Here is a 14558-nt window from a genome sequence, read left to right as displayed (position 1 = left end):
CTTATTATATCATAATGAAAGATAAACTTGAATGCCAGCACATACATAAAACGCAAAAAAAATAGAGGGAGTTTTTAAATCTCCCTCTATTCTTTGTATTCCATTTATATGAGATATTATACAAGCAAATAAAACATTATTTCCCTTGAAAATCTGCTTTTCGTTTTTCAAGAAAAGCGGAACACCCATCTTTTTGATCCTGAGTACTGAAAACCTCTCCAAAAACTTCAGCTTCAAAAGCTTGACCGGCTACGATATCCATGTTCTGTCCTTTTTGAATAGCCGTCTTCGTCAACTGAACACCAATAGGTGCTCGAGAAGCTATCTTTTGCGCTAGTTTTTCTGCTTGATCCATAAGATCCTCTTGCGCATAAACGCGATTTACAAGGCCAATCCGGTACGCTTCTTGTGCGTCCAAATTATCCCCAGTAAACAGTATTTCACTTGCTCTCCCACTTCCCACTAATCGCGCTAAGCGTTGAGTTCCGCCGAATCCTGCAAGAAGTCCTAATGTTACTTCAGGTTGACCAAATTTCGCTTTCTCTCCCGCTAAACGAAAATCACATGCCATTGCGAGTTCTGTACCTCCGCCCAGAGCAAATCCATTCACTACTGCAATGACGGGTTGAGGTAAATTCTCAATTTGATCCATAACATTATGTCCCATTTGGCTAAATCGCCGTGCTTGTTGGGGATTCATATCGCTCATTTCAGCGATGTCTGCTCCAGCAACAAATGCTTTTTCACCGCTACCTGTAAGAAGAACCACGCGAACGTTCGCATTGTCAGCGAGTTGCGTAAAGGCTTGAGAAAGCTCTTTTAAAGTTGCACTGTTTAATGCATTTAAGGCTTTGGGTCGATTAATTTTCAAAATAGCGATATGCTCTTGATATTCGAGGATTAGATTTTCAAACTCCATTTAAACCCTGCCTCCTCAATTTTTGCTTGGTACTATCTCTCGACGATCATAGCAATACCTTGCCCGCCGCCGATGCAAAGGGTAGCAAGTCCACGATGAGCATCGCGTTTTCCCATTTCATGGACTAAAGTTACCAAAATACGTGCACCGGATGCTCCAACAGGGTGACCAATAGCAATTGCTCCGCCATTAACATTCGTTTTCTCAATATCGAGACCCAACTCATTGGTCACTTCTTGAGCTTGAGCTGCAAAAGCTTCATTTGCTTCCACAAGATCTATATCTTCGATTTTAAGCCCAGCTTTCTTCATTGCTTTACGAGAAGCCGGAATAGGACCAGTTCCCATGATCAAAGGATCTACACCAGCAGAAGCCCAAGAGGTAATTTTAGCAAGTACAGTTAAACCTAATTCATCGGCTTTTTCTTTGGACATTACGACGAAAGCGGCTGCTCCATCATTAATTCCAGACGCATTTCCTGCAGTAACTGTTCCATCTTTTTTAAAAGCTGGTTTCAATTTAGCAAGTGACTCAGGCGTTGTACCGAAACGGGGGAATTCATCTTGATCAATAACGATCGGATCACCTTTTCTTTGAGGAATCGAAACTGGAACGATTTCATCATTAAATCTTCCAGACTTAATAGCGACTTCTGCTCTATTTTGGCTGCGTACAGAAAGTTCGTCTTGTTGTTCACGAGTAATTCCGAATTTTTCAGAGATATTCTCAGCTGTGATGCCCATATGAATATTATGGAACGCATCAGTCAGTCCATCGTTGATCATCGTATCAACTAAAGTGTCATTGCCCATACGATAGCCTGTGCGAGCTTTAGGTAATGCAAAAGCAGCTGAAGACATGCTTTCCATACCACCAGCAACGATAACATCAGCATCTCCTGAAATAATCGCTTGAGCAGCACAGACAACCGCTTTTAATCCAGATCCGCAAACTTTGCTTACCGTCCAAGCCGGAACCTCAATCGGCATACCTGCATTAACAGCTGCCTGACGAGCAGGGTTTTGTCCCATAGCGGCACTTAATACATTTCCCATGATTACTTCATCAACTTGCTCTGGTTTAATGCCGGCTCTAGAAACAGCTTCTTTAATAACAACCGCCCCAAGTTGTGCTCCTGTAAGTTTACTCAATTTCCCATTAAATGTGCCGACAGGCGTTCTTACAGCACTTACAATAACAACATCTTTCATGTTTATACCCTCACTTTTCGATATTAAATATTTTAAAAGATAACTAATATTAAATTCCTTGCGCCAGAATTTCAGCGATATCTTGTGCCTTGACTTTTTCTTCAGCTTCACGTGAGGCAATTCCATCATTGATCATGGTTAAACAGAACGGACAAGCTGTTCCTACATAGTCAGCTTGGATTGCCAGCGCTTCATCTGTACGCATTTCGTTGATACGCTGTCCTTCATGTTCTTCTAACCACATCCGACCTCCCCCTGCGCCACAGCAGAAACTCTTCTCATGATGATGAGACATTTCCAGCGTTGTAAATCCTGCAGCTTTTAACAATTCACGGGGTTCGTCATAAATTTGATGGTAACGTCCTAAATAGCAGGAATCATGGTAGGTAATCGTTGGATTATTACCTACTTTATTAAGTTTAAGACGCCCTGATTTCACTAAATCATTCAGATATTGGGTGTGATGAATGACTTCATAATTACCACCAAACTCAGGATAATCTTGTTTCAAAACATTGAAGCAGTGCGGACACTGAGTCACAATCTTCTTAACGCCGTAACCATTCATGACCTCAATGTTTTCTGATGCGAGCGAGAAGAACAGATACTCGTTTCCTAAACGACGGGCAGAATCGCCACAGCATTTTTCATCATTACCAATGATGGAGAAGTTAACATTGGCTTTCTTCAGGAGTTTTACGAAGGCTGTAGAAACTTTTTGGTTCCGTGCATCGAAAGCTCCGGAGCAACCTGGCCAATAAAGAATTTCGGGTTCTGGATTTTCTTCCAATGTAGGAACGCCTAAGCTCGTCATGTGCTCAGCTCGTTTAGTCCAGCCAATGCCCCACGGATTACCGTTGTTTTCCATGTTCTTAAAGGCAAGTTGTGCCTCCGCTGGGAAGCGACTTTCCATAAGAACCAAATTACGACGCATATCAACGGTCTTATCCACGTGCTCGACAAAGATTGGGCATTGTTGTTCGCAGGAACGACAAGTAGTACAGGCCCAAAGGTCTTCTTCAGGAATAACATCCCCGATTAGATTACGGAGCCCGAGTTCTTCTTCAGAAGGAGCTTCTACAGTAGCCGCAACTTCATCTGATCCCTGCGTTGCACTAGCTGTGGCAACTGCGGGGTGAGCCTTAGCGTATTTATCATACGCTTCACCCACTTCTTCCATATAGTCATGCATATCTTGGATGACTTTTTTAGGATTAAGATGTTTACCGCTTAAATACGCTGGGCAATTGTCTTGACATCTTCCACAGCGAATGCAAGCATCTGTATTAAAGAGCGTTTTCCAAGAAAATTCGCGTAGTTTACTTTTTCCAAAAGTCTCGAGACTTTCATCTTCAAAATCAATTTTTTCCGGGATTCCAATAGGTCCACGTTTTCTCAAAAATTGATTGGCTGGAGCCAATAAAATGTGGGTTAGCTTTGAATAGGGGAAATAACCAATAAAGCTCATCGCTAACACAAGGTGAGTCCACCATAGAATTTGATGCAAGGTACTAAGAGCTTCAGCACTCAGCCCGCTAAACAGGGGAGCAATCCAATATCCCACGAAACCATAATAAGCCCAAGGATCATTGGTGGCAGCCATACGAACGCCTTGAATCACAAAACCGGTAAGAAGGATAGCCAAAATAAGAGCGAGAACGATTCCGTCCCCTGCACCTTTTTTATTATCCAAACGATCTGATTTGGTGATGTAACGCCGCCATATCGCCATTAGCACACCCACAACGGCTAATAAACCAAATAAGTTTGCGGTCAGCTTAACGAAGACATAAAGTGGGCCATGGAAGATATTAATTCCAAAGTCAGCTTGTAGTGTCAACATTGCTGTCGCAAAAGCTAAAAATATAAAGCCCCATAAAATAAAGAAATGCATGATTCCTGGATATGCATCTTTTAGTATTCGTTTGTGAAATAAGCCATAAACAAGGAGATCCTTAATTCCTGTTCCAACATCTTTCCAGCGATTCTCAGGCTGTCCTAGCTTCCAGAGATGATAGCGTTGTCTATAACCATAGATTAAAAAGGCTACGGCAATAATAAAAACGGGATATACTAACCAATGTCCATGGATGTTCCAATAAAGCTCCCTTGTAGGCATATACCCTTCTCCTCCTCTTCTTTATTTAAATCAAAATCCTAATCCACTCTTAACTTAGCAGAAAAAAGGGGCTGAAATGGATTCTCGCGCGGAGAACAAGGATAAACTCCCGTTTAATCTTACTTCAGATCAAACCTGGCTGGTGAGTTGCCTTGGTTCCCCGTGCGAGTTTAAAGATAATTTATTAGCTATTAACTAATTTTTTGAATTCTTGAGTAAGGAGGGGGACTACCTCAAAAAGGTCACCAACGATCCCATAATCAGCTACAGTAAAAATGTTAGCTTCTGGGTCTTTGTTAATGGCAACGATGAATTTCGAAGCCCCCATACCTGCTAAGTGCTGAATAGCACCACTAATTCCACAAGCAATATAAAGTGTGGGAGCAACGATACTTCCTGTCTGTCCGACTTGGAATTGGTTGTCTATCCACTCTGCATCGACTGCAGCTCTAGAAGCACCAACAGCTCCACCAACGACGTCTGCCAATTCTTCAAGAATAGCAAAATTCTCAGGGCCTTTCATCCCACGACCACCTGAAACAATAAACTCAGCCTCAGTAAGTGCAGGACGACTAGATGCTGCAATAGCTACTTCTTTCAAAATTGCTTTCAGATCTGAAGGATCAATACTGACTTCAGCTTGAATAACTTCTGCTTGACGAGAAGCATCAGGCTCTGCAATAACGAAAGATTTCGCCCGTACAGTCGCAAAAGCGGGAATACTTGTTGTTTCAACAAATGCAAACGCATTACCCGTATAGACTGGGCGTTTAAACACAAGAAACTTTTCCGGATCAACTTCGATGTCGGTTACGTCTGAAGCAAGACCGACGCCTAAGCGTTGCGCTAAACGTGGAGCTAAATCTTTACCGAGACCAGTAAATCCAAGCAAAAACGCTTTAGGTTCTTTCTCTCTGATAAGTTTGTTCAGTGCTGAGGTATAAGCACCTGTTGTATACTGTGCCAATTGAGGCGAGTCAAGGAGATAAACTTGATCTGCTCCATACTCAGCAACCTCTTTAGCAAGGTTGGCAATGCCTTCTCCTGCGATAACTGCGACAAGTGGTTCTCCCGTTTGATCCGCAATTTTACGGCCTTGACTCAAAATCTCTAAAGAGACTTTGCGAATTTGTCCCTTTGCTTGTTCTACTAAAATCCATATACCCTTTGGCATAACTTCACTCGCTCCTTTACCTATTCATCTCATTTTTAGAGGATTTTAGCTTCCTCATGTAGTAAGCGTGCTAATTCTAGGGTAGCCTCAGCAACCTCCCCAGGAATTATTCTTCCTCCTTTACGTGGGATGGGCAAAGTAAGTTTAGTGACTTTATTGTGAACGGTCAAATCAGAAGCATTGACTCCCAAGTCACTCAATGTCATCGTCGTGAGAGGTTTCTTCTTTGCTTTCATAATTCCGGCTACTGAAGGATACCGTGGTTCGTTAATTCCTTGGACTACAGTGACCATCACAGGAAGTGGAACCTCAAGAGTTGCTGTACCACCATCGATAACCCGAACTGCTTCAGCTTTATCGGCGTTGATATCTAGTTTGGTAACTGCGCTGACCGAGGGGATCCCTAGTTTTTCAGCAATTCGAACCGCAACTTGAGCAGAACCATTATCTGTATCCATTACCCCAGCAAGGATAATATCGCTTGATAATGTTTTTGCAGCAGCCGACAGGACTTCAGTTGCAACTCCTTCATCAACTTCACCAAGCGCAGGGTCATTGATAAGAACCGCTTTATCTGCACCCATTGCTAAAGCAGTACGAATAGCTGCTGTAGCCTGATCTCCACCTAATGTGAGGATCGTAACTTCACCGCCCAATTTTTCTTTCAGGCGAAGTCCTTCTTCGATTGCATATTCGTCTAAAGGATTGATAACCAGCGTAACACCGTCAGAATTAACTTTTCCTTCAGCGTTAAGAACAATTTTAGCTTCTGTATCAAATGTTTGTTTCATACATACGACAATATTCACAGGCTTACCTCCCAAGCTAATGATATGAGCCAACACCTTTAGGTTTTACCTCAAAGTTTCTTAGAATTCTTTGAGAATCTTGCTGGCGATAACTACACGTTGAATTTCACTTGTACCTTCATAGATTTCTGTAATCTTAGCATCTCTCATCATGCGTTCAACAGGATAGTCACGGGTATATCCATAACCACCATGAAGTTGAACTGATTGAGTTGTAACAGCCATAGCCGTTTCAGCTGCGAACAGTTTTGCCATAGCAGCAGCTTTAGAAACAGAAATTTTGTGTTCTGAAGCAATGAAGGCAGCTTGATATACGAGCAGACGAGCAGCTTCAATTTGAGTAGCCATATCAGCTAGTTTGAACTGCGTATTTTGTAATTCAGAAATCGGCTTGCCAAACTGTACTCTTTCCTTGGTATATTTTACAGCTGCTTCATAAGCGCCTTGTGCGATTCCTAAAGCTTGGGAAGCAATACCGATGCGGCCATAATCTAAGGTTTGCATAGCGATTTTGAAACCTTCTCCTTCTTTACCGAGGAGGTTGGTTGCAGGAATATGGCAATCTTCAAAGACAAGTTCATAGGTAGCAGAAGAACGAATTCCCATCTTCTTCTCTTTTTTACCAAAGGTGAAACCAGGAGTTCCTTTTTCAACGATGAAAGCTGCAATTCCTTTGTTTCCTTTGCTCTTATCCATTTGTGCATAAACATTATAAACATCTGCTTCTTTACCATTAGTGATGAAGATTTTAGAGCCATTCAAAATATACTCATCGCCAACACGAACAGCAGTCGTCTTTGTTCCAGAAGCATCTGATCCTGCCATAGGTTCGGTTAAACCGAAAGCGCCAAGTTTTGTTCCTTCAGCAAGCGGAGTCAAGAACTTTTTCTTTTGTTCGTCAGTACCAAACATATTGATTGGATTAGAACCTAAGCTAGCATGTGCGGAAAGGGTAACCCCTACTGAAGCATCTACACGGGAAAGTTCTTCAACTGCAATTGCATAGGAGATATAGTCAGCACCGGCACCGCCGTATTCTTCAGGAAATGTAATTCCAGCTAAACCAAGTTCAGCAAGTTGGTTCCAAATCTCGCGAGACCATTCTTCTTTCTCATCCCGTTCTTCGAGTCCTTTGGCACATACGTTTTCAGCAAAATCGCGCACCATTTTACGCATCATGATGTGGTCTTCAGTTAGATTGAAATTCATCTTTCATTCCTCCAATTATTTATTTATATATATATATAATTTATGGGGTACCTTAAGTTAATGGGAAAAACAACTAGTCGAGAAGGCTTTAATAGGTGAAAAATCCTCGTCCAGTTTTACGTCCAAGACGACCCGCATCTACATACTTACGAAGCAGTGGGCAGGGACGATATTTGTCTCCCAAGCCTTCATGCAGCACATTGCAAATTGCAAGTACAGTGTCCAACCCAATGAGATCTCCCAATGCAAGAGGCCCCATCGGCTGATTAGCGCCAAGTTTCATCACTTCATCAATATCTTCAGGTTTTGCAATTCCTTCATTTAAAATCCAAACCGCTTCGTTGATCATTGGGATTAAGATCCGGTTAGCAACAAAACCAGGGGCATCTTTAACTTCAACAGGAGTTTTACCCAACTCACGGCTTAATTTTTCGATTGTATTATAAACTTCATCGCTTGTTTCTAAGCCACGAATAACTTCAACTAGCTTCATAACAGGAACAGGATTAAAGAAATGCATGCCAATTACTCTATCAGGACGTTTCGTAACAGCAGCAACTTGCGTGATCGGCAGAGATGAGGTGTTAGTAGCTAAAATCGTATGCTCTGGGCAGACCGAGTCGAGCGTTTTAAAAATTTCACCTTTAATCGACATTTTTTCAACAGCTGCTTCAATAACAAGATCAGCATCAGCTGCATCTTGGTAAGAGGTACTTTTACGAAAACGACCTAAGATTGCTGCTTTATCTTCAGCACTCATGCGGCCCTTTTCTACACTGCGATTTAAGTTTTTCTCGATTCCTTGAAGTCCTCGGGTAACAAAATCCTCTTTAATGTCGTTAAGAATAACATCATATCCTGCTTGTGCTGCAACTTGTGCGATTCCGGCACCCATTTGACCGGCTCCGATAACCATAATTGTTTTCAATGTTTTCTCCTCCTTATATATTCTTAAATGTAAATTATAAGGATTCGCTCTTTTTATCTTTGCGAAACCCTCATTACCATAATTTAGAAATTTAAAATCACAATCTGATAATACTTTGTGCCTCCTTTTACAAAGTTTTGAGAAGAGTTTCAATTGTCAGATATTTATTGCAATAGTCATGCCACAATCTTCATTTTATAAAGTTAATCATCAAATTAAAATATTATAATATCAAAAACGGATCTCCTTTTAAAAGTAAAATCAGTTTATTAAATAATTCCATGTCTTCAAAGTTATGATTATGAGCGGGATTAGCATCCTTTAGTATAAACTAAAATATTTTTAAGAGTCCTGTAATAAAGCAAGCCTCAATCGTTAATAATTAATAATTTAATGTCGTAGAAGGCAAATATATCTCAGAAAATTCGAAACAATGCCGTCTCAAATAAGAGACACTTTTTGAACTCGAAATACTTAAAAGTAATGATAACTAAGACATATATTTAAACTGATGAAATCGTCTCCGAAAAAAGACAGTGTCTCTATCTGTAGACACTGTCTTTTTTAAAATTGCGATTTAAGTCTGTGTAAGACGATGTTTCGACATCTTTTTATAAAGTGCTGAACGATGAATTCCTAGTAAACGAGCAGCTTGCATCTTATTACCATGGGATCTTTGAAGTGCTAAATGTATCATGTTACGTTCGGCTTCATTTAAGCCTTCCTCTAAAGTCGTGAATTGATTATTCTGATAATTATTCTGCTGAGTATTATTATCCACACCCTCGCTGTCTAAAAGTCTATCTGTACTGTTTCGAAGGGGTAATGAAAGATGCCAAGACTGGACCCACAATTCATCACAAGTTATAATAGCCCGTTCTAAAATATTCTCTAATTCACGAATATTTCCTGGCCAGTCATAAGTTCGTAAATATTCGAAAGCTTCAGGGGTTACGCCTTCGATAAAAGAACCGAGACGGTGATTTAATTTTTGCAAGATTGAATTTGTAATATACTCAAAATCTTCCTCCCTATCACGTAATGGCGGAAGTTCGATATTGATAACATTGAGTCGATAATAAAGGTCGAGTCGAAATTTATGGTCGATAACCATTTGGTAAAGATCACGATTTGTAGCCGCAATGACTCGCACATCAATCTTTAAGGGTTGTGTACCTCCGACGCGTTCAACTTCTCTTTCCTGCAAAACCCGTAAAAGCTTAGCCTGCATCGATAACGGCATATCTCCAATTTCATCGAGAAAGATTGTCCCTTTATCAGCAAGTTCGAATTTCCCAGGTTTTCCACCCTTGCGTGCTCCTGTAAATGCTCCTTCAGCATAACCGAACAATTCAGATTCCAATAAATTTTCCGGTACAGCAGCACAATTAATTTGAATTAAAGGTCCATTTTTGCGCATACTGGTTTCATGGATAGCATGAGCAAAGACTTCTTTACCTGTCCCACTCTCCCCCAATAAAAGAATGGTTGAATTTGTACGGGCTGCACGTTTAGCCAAGGTCTTTGCAGCTTGCATACGTGGACTATTCCCTATGATATCGCTAAATGCATACTGTGAAGAGTGAAAGCGGCGTAATTCATGTTTATAATAAGCTACGTCTCCTTCAAGGCGCATAACCTTTTTGGCAAATATTTTAGCAACTTCCATGTTTTTAAAAAGTGTTTTACCTAGCGCACCCACAATTTTACCATCTCGTTCTACAGGTGCTCTCATGATTAAAAAATCTTTTTCACCAATATTCATATGTTCTCCGAATTGAACTTCGCCAGATTTAAGGGTATTAGGTAATTGGCTTTCGGGGCTAATCTCATTAATTTTTTTACCTATTACATCCTCTGCTTTCATTCCCATTTCGTCTAGAAAGAACTGGTTAATAATTTCTATTCTTTCCTGATTATTAATAACGATGATCCCCTCGTAGGTATTTTCTACGATTGCCTCCAAAGTTGCCATGAGTTTTTCATTAGTACTTAAACGACCTGTAACTTCTTGAAGCTCAGTCACATCCTTAAAAATGGCAACTGCGCCAAGGAGCTTATCTGCAACAATAATAGGTGTGAAATCAGCATGAACGCTAATATCTCCATACGTAAGAGGTACTCCCCGCTGTGCTTCACCATTTTTCAAAACTTTATAGGTAAATGAATCCGGTAATAACTGGGTAATTGATTTACCAATCATATCCTGGGCAGGAAAACCCAAAATCCGTTCTGCCGAATGATTATAGAAAATGGTCGTTCCACTTGAATTAATAGCAATAATCCCATTGTAGGGTAATTCAATAACCTTAGAAACAAAGCATTCAAGTTCTTCATAAAGCACATTTAAGGTTTGCATCACTTGAGTATACTTCATTTCGCCCTTAAATTTTCCATCACTATCAATTACTAGTGCAGAAGTTTGGCTTTCGATAACTCGATTGACATTTTGCCCAAAGTTACCCTCTAAATAAATGACTAATTGCGGTTGTTGGATAAACTCGTTAATTAAAGTTGTCACTGCATGATTGCTATTTTCTAATAAATTTAATCCTTTAAGAAGGCTTAAACTATCGAGAATACCAATCAAGCGTCCCTCCTCATCGACGACTGGGGCTTGACTAAGATGATGAGAAAGGAAAATATCCACAGCTTCTCTCAGTGACGTATTATATTGAAATCGTAAGATATCAGTTGTAATACACTGCTTCCAGTCATATGATGACAAGGTAATTGAGGTAAATCCGTCCATCAAAATCACACTCCATTGTTCACTACTCATTCACCCATCATCTTCTAAATTGTCATATTCTAAAGTTTTTAGATTAGTAATTAAATTTCGACTTTTGGGGAGTAAACTCCTGCTTATGAAGACAATAATTCTAAAGATTTATGCATTAGCCATGTTAGACGAATTCGTATTTCATTAAAATCAATGATATACTGACACTACTAAATTTCTTTAATAAAGGAGATTTTTATATGGATCTAAGCACTCTAGAGAAATATGCCCGTTTAATTCTTCAGGTTGGACTTAATCTCAGAAAGGATCAAACCTTATTCATTAACTCTCCGATCGAATGTGCACCGATTACTCGGGAAATCGCTGAGGCAGCTTATCGTGAAGGGGCAAGAGATGTCATCATTAACTGGAAAGATGAGCTCTTCTCCAAAATCCGTTACATTTATGCTCCCGAAGAAGTGTTCGACGAATTTCCAGACTGGCAGAAAGATATGTATATGGGTTATCTTCAGCAGGGCGCTGCATTCTTGAGTATCTCTGCTAATGATCCGGAACTGATGAAAGATGTCGACCCAGCACGTCTGATGAAAGCCCAAAAGACCGGAAGTAACGCATTAAAGGAATATCGCGAACATTTAATGAGCAATAAAAATGTCTGGTGCGTAATTTCGGTTCCAACGGCTTCATGGGCCAAAAAGGTTTTTCCACAGTATGACGAGGCTAAGGGAATTGAAAAGTTATGGGATGCAATTTTAAAAACCGTACGTGTCGATCAATCAGACCCACTCAAAGCTTGGGAAAACCACAAAAATAACTTAAAAAACCGAATGAATTATTTAAATGCTCAAGACATAAAATCTCTGCATTACCAAAATTCCTTGGGAACTAATTTAACTATAGAACTACCCGAAGGACATCTTTGGCTTGGAGGGTCAGAATTCACGCCCGACGGTGTAGAATTCGTTGCCAACATGCCCACCGAAGAAGTTTTTACACTTCCGAAGAAAACAGGCGTTAATGGCAAAGTCTTCAGCTCCATGCCCTTAAATTATAATGGAACCCTCATTGATGATTTTTCTTTTACCTTTAAAGAGGGTCGTATCGTGGATTTTAGCGCAGAAAAAGGATATGAGGCCTTAAAAAATCTAATTGAAACCGATGAAGGCTCTCACTATTTAGGTGAAGTCGCACTTGTTCCTTACGACTCCCCGATCTCTAACTCAAAAATTTTATTTTATAATACCCTTTTCGATGAAAATGCGTCTTGTCATTTAGCCATTGGAAAAGCATACCCCATTTGCCTTGAAGGAGCAGCTACCCTAAACGCCAAAGAACTTGAAAAGGCTGGAGTCAATGATTCCTTGCTCCACGAAGATTTTATGATTGGAACCGCTGATTTAGAGATTACAGGTGTGACGGAAACCGGACAACAGATTCCGATCTTCAGAAATGGCAATTTTGCCTTTGAATAAAAGAACTCCGCATCACGAGGGATGCGGAGTTCTTTTATTAAGCTTTACTATTGCTATAGAATCTCAATCGCCATTTGTAAAGCGGGCACTATCGCCGCTGCCATATGAGGCCTTTTCAGCACGAGCATAACCATAGGATAGGATCTGAACTTGACGTTTTTATCGGTACTCAACTCCCGAGCTTTATCTCTTGTCGTTACAATCAGCCCGCAGTTCCCATCAGCGGGACGGGTTTGTACCAATTGATCCCCCCTGAATTTGTACTTCATGAGTATTCTTTTTCTCAATAATTTCATAGTACACTTTCATCACGCGTTAATTGCCAGTGTAGGTCACGAAAAATTCAGAACTCATAAAAATCCAGCCAAATATACCCTCAAAATATTCTAATATATTTATAAAAGTCTTCATAAATATATTAGAAACGTTGCAAATGAGGGATCCGCATGCCTTCTAAAAAAGAATGGGATTGGTCGACGACTATTGTTACTTTCTCTACTGTGATTTTTGCAATCGTGTCCTTGATCACAGCCTATATTACAATTACTTCCTGGCAGACCCAACGCCAAGCCGATCGTCCCTATTTTAGTGTGAAGAATTCTCCTCAAGTCGTCCTTCAAAAAAAAGTAATGTTCGAGTTTGAATTTACAAACGTGGGTAAACATGCAGCTTCTACATTAGTCAGTAATACCTATGTTTTCGATCAAAGCTTGAATTTAAAACCCGTACATGTAGACGAGTATGCTTTAATTAACGATATTCCACGTGAGACGACGACCCGCCTGATGATCCAGTTAGATAACCAAGATATATCACTCATCGACAAAGATATTAATCCTCAGTACCTTGTTATTCACTTAAGCTATGCTGATCCAGTCTTAAATCAATCCTATCAACAATCCCTCTTTATGAAATGGGCAGGAGTCGTCGATGAAGAAGTACAACCCTTGATCTATGCCCAAACAAGTGAAAGGGAAAAAATCTTAAATTATCTGAAATTACATCATTTAAAAGTTTAAAGTATCATCTCCAATTCAGGTCCTCACGCATTATTCATACCTCTGACATCATAATCCTGGATTAATAAGAGAACCCTAAAGGTAGGCTACGATTAAAAGAGCCTTACTTAGGAGCAGAGGAGCAAGGACTTTGAAAACAATCTTATTAGAAAGCCTAATTCCAGAGAATGATAACCGAGTTCAAAAAATAATAAACCAAAGTGATATTATTGCTATTTTAGAGTTTGTTAGTCAAAATCGCTTTAATGAATTGACGCTGGGCGAGAACCTACGCTATATTCTTGAATGCTTAGCTCCCATGCTCCTCTCCCAGAAGCCTGCAGAACTCTTGAATATCGAACTTCACAAAGTTTCCTGGGGGGAGTTTCGAATGAGGCTGACCCAAATCCCAGATATAGAGGTTTTCGAAGTACGTAAAATAAAACAATACCAACAAATCCTTTTTTATAACAAGAAAGTTTTAGCTCGAAGGCTAATCAATCCGATCAGTCAAGAATTTTTACAACAAATAAACTATCCCCCATCCTCTTCGCTAGAGGACTATCTTGAACAGCTTATTGAAAAAATACGGTTTCGGAATTTCCCACACGAAGTTGGCCTTTTTCTTGGATATCCCTTAAAAGATGTTTTAGGCTTCATGGGGCTCGCTCCTCTTCCGTTTGTAAAAACCCAAGGCTGGAGAGTCTATGGTGATGAAAGATTATCGGATGAATGGTTTGAGAAGTATCAGCTAGCACGTCGGCTCATGAACAAGGCTATCTTTGAAAGGTGGCTTAGCATATAAGTATAAATATAGTGTGTTCCTTAAAAAATTATAGTTAATGTTCACGATATTCTTACGGCTGGGAAGGCTTAATCTTGGATGCTCTTAAAAATGGAGAAAAACGATACCGGATATAGGGTAACAAAGCCGATGCCCAATCTATAAGACTAAGGCAACGGCTTTTATTTACAT

11 protein-coding genes and 1 pseudogene are annotated in these 14558 nt (G+C 40.1%); 3 read left to right on the top strand and 9 right to left on the bottom strand.

Annotated elements, in window-relative coordinates:
• Positions 1–136: 136 nt before the first annotated feature.
• From DESME_RS06715 to DESME_RS06680, 8 genes are all read right to left on the bottom strand, one after another.
• Positions 137–919, bottom strand: coding sequence for an enoyl-CoA hydratase-related protein (locus tag DESME_RS06715; protein WP_006715479.1), 783 nt, complete (start codon positions 917–919; stop codon positions 137–139).
• A 32-nt stretch (positions 920–951) separates the two neighbouring features.
• On the bottom strand, positions 952–2130 hold the full coding sequence (locus DESME_RS06710; RefSeq protein ID WP_006715480.1) for an acetyl-CoA C-acetyltransferase: 1179 nt from the start codon (positions 2128–2130) through the stop codon (positions 952–954).
• A gap of 49 nt (positions 2131–2179) precedes the next feature.
• Positions 2180–4249, bottom strand: a complete 2070-nt coding sequence (locus DESME_RS06705) for a heterodisulfide reductase-related iron-sulfur binding cluster (RefSeq protein WP_006715481.1) — start codon at positions 4247–4249, stop codon at positions 2180–2182.
• Between the two features lie 184 nt (positions 4250–4433).
• Positions 4434–5423 (bottom strand): electron transfer flavoprotein subunit alpha/FixB family protein, encoded by a 990-nt coding sequence (locus tag DESME_RS06700; RefSeq protein WP_006715482.1) that lies wholly within the window; start codon positions 5421–5423, stop codon positions 4434–4436.
• Between the two features lie 35 nt (positions 5424–5458).
• A complete protein-coding gene (locus tag DESME_RS06695) occupies positions 5459–6232 on the bottom strand; it encodes an electron transfer flavoprotein subunit beta/FixA family protein (protein ID WP_025248705.1) in 774 nt (257 codons plus the stop codon).
• Between the two features lie 60 nt (positions 6233–6292).
• Complete coding sequence (locus tag DESME_RS06690) at positions 6293–7441, bottom strand: acyl-CoA dehydrogenase (protein WP_006715484.1); 1149 nt, start codon at positions 7439–7441, stop codon at positions 6293–6295.
• An 88-nt stretch (positions 7442–7529) separates the two neighbouring features.
• Positions 7530–8369: a 3-hydroxybutyryl-CoA dehydrogenase gene (locus DESME_RS06685; RefSeq protein WP_006715485.1), complete on the bottom strand. Its 840-nt coding sequence runs from the start codon at positions 8367–8369 to the stop codon at positions 7530–7532.
• A 577-nt stretch (positions 8370–8946) separates the two neighbouring features.
• Positions 8947–11151, bottom strand: coding sequence for a sigma 54-interacting transcriptional regulator (locus DESME_RS06680; protein ID WP_242837428.1), 2205 nt, complete (start codon positions 11149–11151; stop codon positions 8947–8949).
• Between the two features lie 200 nt (positions 11152–11351).
• On the opposite strand from DESME_RS06680, the gene DESME_RS06675 reads away from it, so the two are divergent.
• Positions 11352–12584, top strand: a complete 1233-nt coding sequence (locus tag DESME_RS06675; protein WP_006715487.1) for an aminopeptidase — start codon at positions 11352–11354, stop codon at positions 12582–12584.
• Between the two features lie 62 nt (positions 12585–12646).
• Here the strand turns inward: DESME_RS06675 and DESME_RS06670 are convergent.
• A pseudogene (locus DESME_RS06670) lies at positions 12647–12820 on the bottom strand (thiolase family protein); the annotation flags it as partial.
• Positions 12821–13030: 210 nt separating this feature from the next.
• Here DESME_RS06670 and DESME_RS06665 point away from each other — a divergent pair.
• On the top strand, positions 13031–13603 hold the full coding sequence (locus DESME_RS06665) for a hypothetical protein (RefSeq protein WP_006715489.1): 573 nt from the start codon (positions 13031–13033) through the stop codon (positions 13601–13603).
• A 130-nt stretch (positions 13604–13733) separates the two neighbouring features.
• On the top strand, positions 13734–14387 hold the full coding sequence (locus DESME_RS06660) for a DUF3793 family protein (protein ID WP_006715490.1): 654 nt from the start codon (positions 13734–13736) through the stop codon (positions 14385–14387).
• Positions 14388–14558 lie beyond the last annotated feature (171 nt).

Source organism: Desulfitobacterium metallireducens DSM 15288 (genome assembly GCF_000231405.2).
In the GTDB taxonomy this organism is placed as follows: Bacteria; Bacillota; Desulfitobacteriia; order Desulfitobacteriales; family Desulfitobacteriaceae; genus Desulfitobacterium_A; species Desulfitobacterium_A metallireducens.
This window is presented reverse-complemented; position numbering and strand designations above follow the sequence as displayed.